The following is a 3,616-nucleotide window of genomic DNA, read 5'->3' as shown; positions in this document are numbered from 1 at the left end:
ATAACACCATCTCCGTTCAAATCTTTGAAACGAATGTCTCCAGGTTTAGCGTTTGGCTGTAATAAAACTCCATTTTTGTTATGTGCAGCAACTTCGTCAGCAGACTGGAAAATACCATCTGTTTTGTATAAATAGAATCCGCTAATTGGACTTCCTACACGAGCCTGAGTTGGAAAGTGTTCGTCTCCATATTTTAATCCTTCTCCGTAAATAGTTTGTCCGTCGTTTGCCAATTCTTCTACTCTATTTTTAAGCGTAGTAAGGTTTAATCCTGCATTATATTTAAATTCATTAACCTGATCACGGTAATTTACTTCAAATTCAAATCCGCTGTTGCTAATTTTACCTACGTTAAGAACAGGATCATCGATTCCTGCAGATGGAGCAAGTTTTTTCGTAATCAATAAGTTGTCTGTAACATTATGGTAATAGTTCATCGAACCGCTGATTTTTCCCTTTAATAGCGTATAATCGATACCGATGTTTTTAGAATCTGTGGTTTCCCATTGCAAATTTCTATTTTCTAATGCTGTTGCAATACTTCCTGGCCAAGGATTGCTTCCTATACCTTGAACGTAACCGTTTCCTAAAGTATTACCTGTTTTAATTAGTGTATTTGCAGAATAATAACCTAAAGCCGCTTCGTTACCCAATTGTCCCCAGCTTGCTCTTAATTTTAAAGTAGAAAGAATCATGTCTTTTGGAAAGAAATCTTCTTGCTCGATTTTCCATCCTAAAGCAATAGATGGGAAAGTTCCCCAACGGCTGTCTTCTCCAAATTTAGAAGAACCATCTTTTCTAACTGTTACTTGAAGTAAGTAACGATCATTGTAAGAGTAATTTAACCTGCTAAAGAAAGATACTCTGTTGTATTGAAATTTTGAACCGTCGGCAGAATACGTTCCTCCTTTTCCGGCACCAATTGTTTCAAAACTAGGATCAAGAAATCCTGACGGACGATCGATAGAAACTAGTTGTCCGTTTTCTACTGTATAATCTGTTGTCTTACCTTCAACACTAACCTGATTCCAGTTTGATGCCTGACTATTAAAAGTATTACCAAGCATTAAACCAAAAACATGTTTCCCGAAGGTTTTATCAATTGTGATAATATTGTCTAATATCTGCTCATTCCAAGTAGTTCTCAATTCTGTTTGCATCGGATAAAGATGCACTTCCTTAGGATTTGCAATATAAGGTGGGAAATGAGCCGTTTGCTGGTTGTTTTTCACACGGTAAGAATAAGCCAGTTTGTATTTTAACCAAGGTGCAATGTTTGCTGTTGCTGCAATATTTGCCGTTATATCCTGTCCTATATCATTACTTTTTCTAAAATGCTCTTCAGCAACTGGATTTGTACCTGCTGGCAAACCATTTTTATTTGACAATCCATAGCCATATTCCTCTGATGAGTCATAAACTGGAACCAAAGGAGACATTGTATATACTTCTTTTAACTGGAAATTAGGCAATGCATTTTGCGTTCCCATGTAAGCCATTTTTCCATCAATGTCAAAAATCGATTTTTTGAAACTTACTCTCGCACTACCTGTTTGCTGACCAAATTCGTTATCTATTACGATACCTTTTTGCTTTACGTAATTGCCATAAAGTGCAAATTTGAAATCGCCTTGTCTTCCTTGAATTCCTAAACCATAATTTTGTGTAAGTCCAGAACGGAAAACTTCGTCCTGCCAATCTGTATTTGTATCAGACGGTGCAGTAATATAGGCTGGAAGCGGTTTTGGCGACGTTGCATATTTATTGTATTCGTCATACATTCTTTTGTTAACCGTTTTGTAGCCATCAGCATCTAATAAATCTAATGTTTTCGACGGATTTGTGATACTTAAAAAAGAGCTAAAATCTACTTTTACTCCTTCTTTCTGTCCATTTTTTGTGGTTACGATAATTACACCATTGGCAGCGACAGATCCGTAAATTGCAGCCGCAGCACCATCTTTAAGAACCTCCATCGATTCTATATTTGTTGGGTTAATGGTATTGATAGATCCCTGAAATCCGTCAATAATATAAAGCGGTTCTGTTGCTCCAAATGTATTTACTCCACGAATTTTCACGCTCACAGAGGCACCTGCAACACCACCGCTTTTTTGCACATTCACCCCTGCAACTAAGCCTTGAAGTGCTTCTGCTGGACTTGTTGTTGCACGCGTTTCCAGGCTTTCTTTTTTAACGGTAGAAATGGCTCCTGTAACATTACTTTTCTTTTGCGAACCATAACCAATAATGACAACTTCATTCAGTTTATTGGTTTCTTCCTGCATAACCACATTAAGTTCTTTGCGATTATTTACCTCTTCGCTTATTCCTGTAAATCCTACATAAGAAAAAACGATAACTGGATTTTCTAAAGTCGATGAATACACCAACGTATAATTTCCATCAATATCCGTTGCTGCATTAAATTTAGAATCTTTGATAGAAATACTTACGCCAGGCAACGTATTATTTTTATCGTCTGTAACTTTTCCTGAAATAGTCTTTTGCGCTTGCGCAAAATTGATGTTTGGTAACCACAAACATAGCAGTAAAGGAATAAAATAAAGTCTCCTAATTAGTTTTCTGTTCATTTCGGTAATGGTTTTAGTTAGTAAATTTTTAGTTGTTTTTTTTTTACATTTTTAGTTTTTTTGGCATGCAGATACACCTCGCCTGATAATGTTCAAAAAACATTATCAAACAAAATGTGGTATTCTCTTTGGGGTGATTTTTTTGTTAAGCTTTAATCTCTTGGGCTACAAATCGAATTTTATTCCTTGCGCTAATGGCAAGCTCGTAGTATAATTGATTGTATTGGTTTGCCTTCTCATGTAAATTTTCCATGCATCAGATCCAGATTCACGTCCTCCACCGGTTTCCTTTTCTCCACCAAAAGCTCCACCAATTTCGGCACCAGATGTCCCGATGTTCACGTTTGCAATTCCACAATCAGAACCAGTAACAGATAAAAACAATTCTGCTTCTCTTAAATTATTAGTCATAATTGCAGAAGACAATCCTTGCACTACACCATTCTGGATTTCTATAGCATTTTCAACTGTTCCTGAATATTTTAATAGGTATAAAACAGGAGCAAAAGTTTCGTGCTGTACAATTTCAAAAGTATTCTCTGCCTCTGCAATTGCAGGTTTTACATAACAGCCACTTTCATATCCTTCTCCAGAAAGTACTCCGCCTTCAACAAGAATTTTACCTCCTTGTGTAACGACTTGTTTCAAAGCTTTCTCATACATTTCTACTGCTTGCGTATCAATCAGAGGACCCACATGATTTTTTTCATCTAAAGGATTTCCGATTCGCAATTGTTTGTATGCCGAGATAAGAGCATCTTTTACCTTATCGTAGATACTTTCGTGAATAATTAAACGACGTGTAGAAGTACATCTTTGTCCAGCTGTTCCAACTGCACCAAAAACGGCACCTATAATTGTCATTTTTAAATCGGCATCGGGCGTTACAATGATTGCGTTGTTTCCACCTAATTCTAGCAATGATTTTCCTAAACGTCCTGCGACTACCTGTGCAACAGTTTTACCCATTCGTGTAGATCCTGTAGCAGAAATTAACGGAATACGTTTGTCATTGGTTAACA

Annotated in this window: 2 protein-coding genes; both read right to left on the bottom strand. The window is 36.7% G+C overall.

Annotation, left to right across the window (positions count from 1 at the left end):
* A partial coding sequence (locus B3J44_RS06125; RefSeq protein ID WP_286966835.1) for a SusC/RagA family TonB-linked outer membrane protein occupies positions 1-2,594 on the bottom strand: 2,594 nt, incomplete at its 3' end.
* A gap of 165 nt (positions 2,595-2,759) precedes the next feature.
* Positions 2,760-3,616, bottom strand: an 857-nt coding sequence (locus B3J44_RS06120; protein ID WP_286966833.1) for an aldehyde dehydrogenase family protein, incomplete at its 5' end; no start/stop codon positions are given.

Source organism: Flavobacterium sp. UBA4854 (genome assembly GCF_002399805.1).
GTDB lineage: Bacteria > Bacteroidota > Bacteroidia > Flavobacteriales > Flavobacteriaceae > Flavobacterium > Flavobacterium ginsengisoli.
This window is presented reverse-complemented; position numbering and strand designations above follow the sequence as displayed.